Origin of the sequence: uncultured Campylobacter sp. (genome assembly GCF_938045405.1) — a bacterium.
Classification (GTDB): domain Bacteria; phylum Campylobacterota; class Campylobacteria; order Campylobacterales; family Campylobacteraceae; genus Campylobacter_B.
Genome location: NZ_CALIMW010000053.1, coordinates 1 through 5,312 on the forward strand (window position 1 = coordinate 1; position 5,312 = coordinate 5,312).

The 5,312-nt window shown below is 49.8% G+C and carries 5 protein-coding genes; 4 read left to right on the top strand and 1 reads right to left on the bottom strand.

Translation table 11 applies throughout. The annotated features are described in order from the left end of the window. Both Q0140_RS01605 and Q0140_RS01610 read left to right on the top strand, forming a co-directional pair. A partial coding sequence (locus Q0140_RS01605) for an RDD family protein (RefSeq protein ID WP_297960989.1) occupies nucleotides 1-338 on the top strand: 338 nt, incomplete at its 5' end. Further along, entirely contained in the window at nucleotides 335-898 is a 564-nt protein-coding gene (locus Q0140_RS01610) for a ribonuclease HII (RefSeq protein WP_297960991.1), read from the top strand. The genes Q0140_RS01605 and Q0140_RS01610, both read left to right, overlap by 4 nt. Before the next feature lie 593 nt (nucleotides 899-1,491). Here Q0140_RS01610 and Q0140_RS01615 read toward each other — a convergent pair. Further along, on the bottom strand, nucleotides 1,492-2,244 hold the full coding sequence (locus Q0140_RS01615; RefSeq protein WP_297960994.1) for a hypothetical protein: 753 nt from the start codon (nucleotides 2,242-2,244) through the stop codon (nucleotides 1,492-1,494). A 328-nt stretch (nucleotides 2,245-2,572) separates the two neighbouring features. Between Q0140_RS01615 and Q0140_RS01620 the strand changes: the two genes are divergently transcribed. Next, nucleotides 2,573-3,292, top strand: coding sequence for a TerC family protein (locus tag Q0140_RS01620; RefSeq protein ID WP_297960997.1), 720 nt, complete (start codon nucleotides 2,573-2,575; stop codon nucleotides 3,290-3,292). Nucleotides 3,293-3,326: 34 nt separating this feature from the next. Further along, a complete protein-coding gene (locus Q0140_RS01625) occupies nucleotides 3,327-4,847 on the top strand; it encodes a hypothetical protein (protein ID WP_297961000.1) in 1,521 nt (506 codons plus the stop codon). Nucleotides 4,848-5,312 lie beyond the last annotated feature (465 nt).

Here is a 5,312-nt window from a genome sequence, read left to right on the forward strand (position 1 = left end):
TCTACGGCGTTACCTATCTCGTCTTGGGCTCGAAAGAGGCTCTGTGGCGCAACCAAGCTGCAATCGCGCTTATATGGCTCGCATACGGCGCTATTTGCGCGGCATTTTACGCCCGCAGCGCCCAGACGCCAGGCTATAAGCTCGCTGGGCTTTACCTCATCGATGTTCGCAGCGGGCGCAAAGTAAGCTTCTTTAGGGCGCTGGCTCGCTTTGCGTGCTTCGTTTTTGCAGGCTTTAGCGTCATCGGGCTTTTGATCTGCTTCTTTCGTAAAGATAGATTAAATTTACACGACCTGCTAAGCGGGGCTGCGCCAGTCGTGCGAAAGGACGCGCAGTGAGCGGGCAAATTTGCGGCATCGACGAGGCGGGGCGCGGCTGCCTTGCAGGACCGCTTTGCGTCGCGGGATGTGTGCTGCAACGCGAGATCGCAGGCCTTGCCGATAGCAAAAAGCTAAGCGAAAAGCGCCGCGAGGAACTCTACACTCAGATCATCGAAAACTCGCGCTACAAAATCGTCGAAATTTCAAGCGCACAGGTCGATGAGATCGGACTCAGCGCATGTCTAAGATCGGCGCTTGAGCAGATTCTCGCGTATTTTGGGGATTTTAGCGGACAGATCATCTACGACGGCAACGCAACCTTCGGCGTACGCGGGCTTCAAACGCTCGTAAAGGCCGACGCGCAAATCGCCGAAGTAAGCGCAGCGAGCATCCTCGCCAAGGTCACGCGCGACCGCACGATGTATGAGCTCGCGCAGCGCTACCCGCAATACGGCTTCGCGCAAAACAAAGGCTACGGCTCGCGCACGCACATCGCGGCGATCGAACGCTACGGGCTCACGCCTTTTCACCGTGCAAGCTACAAGATCAAATCGCTGCAACCCTCGCTGTTTGATTAACGCCGCAACAAGCCTGCTTGATCAGCGAGGAAAACCGCTGATTTCGGTTGATATTTTGGACGGTACAAAACTAATATCCAAAGACGAAGTGCGCTGATTTCGATTGATATTCCGTTGGCAAACGGCGCTGAAACTCATATTTGAAGGCAAACCATCGATTTCGGTCGTTGCGGCAAATCGCTAGTTTTTGGCAGGCGAAATCCGTTTTTTGGCTAGTTCGTCAGAATTTTAACCGCACCTCCCGCCCCGCAATCGCGGCTAGAGCCTACTCTATACCGCTCGTAGGAATTTTGACTGCACGCATTCATATCTCACAAAAGAGCCCGTACAAGGTCGAATTTTATCTAAAACCTCAAGCTCGGCTCGCTAGCTTATCCGCGCCGCGCGGTATGTTGAATAAAATTTAAAATTTCGCGCAGCGAAAATTCAGCCCCCGCGCCGCAATGAAGCTAAAATTTAAATTTAGCCTTGGCGACGAGAAGACATCGCGCTTTAAATTTAAAATCCACGTAAAATTTTGAATGAGATTTTGATATAAAAAAGCGGCTAAATTTTAAAATTTTATAAAATTTAGCCGCGAGCAACGAGTCTTTTTATCTTTCGTAGAAGCCTGCAAGAATCTTTTTTGAGCTTATTCTATTATTGGAATCTTCTTTGCCGTCTTGGGTAAATTTAAATTTATCGGACAAACTCACGCTCTTGTCGGCATTTACCACAAAATTTAGTTCAATCGTGGAGGATGATAGCTTTGCCGCTTTTCCTAGCTGCGCTTTTTCTTGTTCGGGCGTTAGTTGCGACAAATAAACGGCTTCTTTCAAAAACATCATAATCTCACCAATAGAATTTGTTTTGTTAATTCTAGAATCGCCGGGCTTTAGTATTTCATCTTTTAACGTATCGTCACAATCAACTAGCATTTTTTGATCGTCATAATCTATTTTCCCTTTAGTCTTGAGCGTTTCTTGAAATTTCGCATTGTTTATTTTGCAATGCTCGTTCGCTATCTTAAGCAGATCTTGCTTATCATAAGTCTTTCCTCCATAAAAGATCATGGCGCTATCTAAAATACGGCTCAACATATCTTGCTCGCGCTTTTTATTTGATTCTATAATATTTGCCAGTACTTTCTCCATATTCAGGTCGCAAACCATTTTGACCGTCTTTAATCCGCCGTTTTCCTCTTTGCTCCACGTGATATTTTTACACATTTTCGAGCCCTCGATCGCCGTGCCGATACTCATCGACTTAAAATCGGGCAGAGTATAGTTTTTCACGAGCTCTATTTCGTCCGCGCCGCATCCCGTAAAAATCAACGTCGCCAGCGCGACACCTAGTGCATATTTCATCTTTAACTCCTTGAGGTAAATTTTCTAGAAAATAATGCTACCCCCCCCCCTGCTTAAAAACGGGTAAATTTATAGCCTAAATTTTAAAATTTCACTGCCAAAATTCCGTTCTCTCAATCAATGAAATTCCACGCGCCGCAATTCTACCGCGCATGCGGCGCTTTGCGCCTTTTAGCGAAATAGTCTTGCGGTAAAATTCCAAGATAAACCGTCCGCATTGCATCGCCTGATTCCGCGCGCAGTTTCGCGCACGAAGGCGGTAAAATTTAGAAATTTTAACCAAACTTTCGCTATCATCACGGCTTAAATTTTCACCCAAAGGAAACCGATGTTTGAATGGATCGCCTCACCCGAGGCATGGATCAGCCTGGCGACGCTCACGGGGCTTGAGATCGTGCTTGGCATCGACAATATCATCTTTATCGCGATTTTGTGCGGCCGCCTGCCCGAGGCGCAGCGCGGACGCGCCCGTATAATGGGGCTTGCGCTTGCGATGTTCACGCGCATACTGCTACTTCTTAGCTTAAGCTGGATCATGGGGCTAACTAAGCCACTATTTAGCGTGCTTGCGCGCGATTTTAGCGGACGCGATCTCGTGCTGATCGGCGGTGGATTGTTTCTGCTCGTCAAATCCACGCTCGAGATCCACTCCAGCGCCACGGGCGAGGCACACGAGCGCAGCGCTAGCAGCGGCAAGGCAAGCTTCGGCGGCACGCTCGTGCAGATCGCCGTTTTGGACATCATCTTTTCGCTCGACAGCGTCATCACCGCCGTGGGCATGGCGCAGCACCTGCCCGTGATGATCCTCGCAGTCATCATCGCCGTGGGCGTGATGATGCTCGCTAGCGGCGCGATCGCGCGCTTCGTGGACACAAACCCGACGATCAAAATTTTAGCGCTTGCGTTTTTGATTTTGGTGGGCGTCTCGCTGATCGCCGACGGGCTGGGCTTTCACATACCTAAGGGCTACATCTACTTCTCGATGGCGTTTTCACTGCTTGTTGAGCTCATCAATATCCAGGTCCGCAAAAAATCCGCCGCGAAATAGGAGGAGCGGAATTTTGCTAAATTGAAAGGCGCGCATGGGATTTGCTAAATTTCTTTCGCCGCGGCAGATCAAGCTTGCTCGCGGCACGGCTAGGGATTTAAAGCTACAGCCCGCGGCTGCAGACACGGCGAAATTTAGCTTTACGCTGGAGGGCTTGCGCTTTGCGGGAATTTTGGATTTAAGGCGCGACGGACTTTATCTGCCGATACGCGAGGGCGACGAGCTGGCGGTGATATATGAGGCTTTAAGCTTAAATTCCAGCCGCGAGGCTTTGAGGGGCTTAAATTCCAGCCGCAGCGCTTTAAACGGCGCCGATTTAAGCGGTGAAAATTCCGTGCTGCGCCCTAGCTGCGAAACTCCAGACAGCGGAAATTCCACCGCTGCAAATTCAGACTGCGACGCATATAGCGATACGGCGGCAAGTGCGCGCCAAAATTCTGCGGTATCTGATTTAGTGGGCAAAGATCGCAGCGGTATAAATTCCGCCGTTTTGAGCCTGATCCGCGAAGGCTTTAACGAGCAGGCGAACGCTAATACGGAACTTTATACTTCGAGTTTGAATTGCAAAGATTTAAGCGGCTCCACCTCTTTAAATTCTACTCGCGAGAGCCGCGGAGGCGCTTTGGCAAACTCCGCCGCTTCCGTCCTTCCGCTAGATTTCGTTAATCTAAGCCTAGGCGCGCAGCGCTGGAAGGACGCCGGTAGCACGGCGCTCGCCGCGATATTTGCAGCCTTCGGCGTAGCGCTAGCTGCGATGAGCATCTACTGCATAATCTTTATTTTTGAAAAGAACGATCCTGCGGTGGCGATAGCCCTGCCCGTCCTCGCGCCTTTTGCATATTGCAGCTTTAAGTTTATGCGCAGAGACTGGCGCGCCGCAAAGTTCGGGCACATATTCGCAGCGCTTCCGCACTCCAAAGAGCCCAAGCGAAGCGGCGAAACGGAGGGCTATGCTAGCGGCGTGCGTGTGCTGCAAAGCGGCGACGTTTATTATTATGGCTTCGCGCTGGACGGGCTGTATTTATCGGGCGATAGCAAGCTGCAGATCGTCTCCGGCGCGCTACGTTCGGATCAAAATTTAGCGGAGCTCACAGGCGGCAAAAATTCTGCGGAATTTAAGAATTTAAACACAGCAAATTCTACAAATTCTGCGAGTATTAAGAATTTTGCGAAATCAGCGAATTCCACAAGCTCTGCAAATTCTACTAACGCAGCAAATTCTATAAATTCCGTCCGCTCCGCCGAAGCCACGGCACCCGCCAAGGCGAAGGACGCCTCGCAGAGCTTCGAGCTGCAAAACGGCGATATTCTCCGCGCCCGCTACAAAGACTACCGCGTAAGCGGGCTTTGGAATCAAAGCCGCAGCGCCAAGCTAGGCGATACGCGCAGCGGACTTCGGCGCGCAGCGGATTTTATCGCGGGCGTGGCGCTACAAATAGGTCTGCGTCTAGGCGGCGCGCTCGTGCTGACGCAGCTCGGCGATCACATCGGCGGCTCCTTCGGCAACGCCCTAAGCTTCATCGGATTTTTGCTGCTGCTTAGCCTTATGCTTTGAAAGACGAATTTCAAGCGACAACCTCGCGGAATTTTGCAACTTCAAGGAATTTCAAATTCCGCAATTTCGCAGAATTCCGCAGCGAGCGGATTTGGATTTTAAATTTTAAGGCGCGGCAAAATTTCGAATTTCAGGCGTGCAGAATTTCGACTACGGAATTTTAAAATTTTAAATTTTAAAGCGTAGAATTTCAAGGCACGGAATTTTAATTTCATAATTTTAAATTTTGCGGTGCGGAATTTCGTAGCATGGATTAAAATTTTAAATTTCAAAACGCGCGGGATTTTAAGGCACGCAAAATTCCAAAGTGCAAAATCAAAAAGCGGAATTTTAAAATTTCAAATTTTACGGCGCGTGAGGTCGCAGCACGGAGCGTGAAGCTATAGTGCGCGAGGCTGTGACACGCAAAGCTGCGGCGAGCCGCCCGCTAGCTCCAAATTCTTTCGTTTAGTTTTAGGTTTTTTA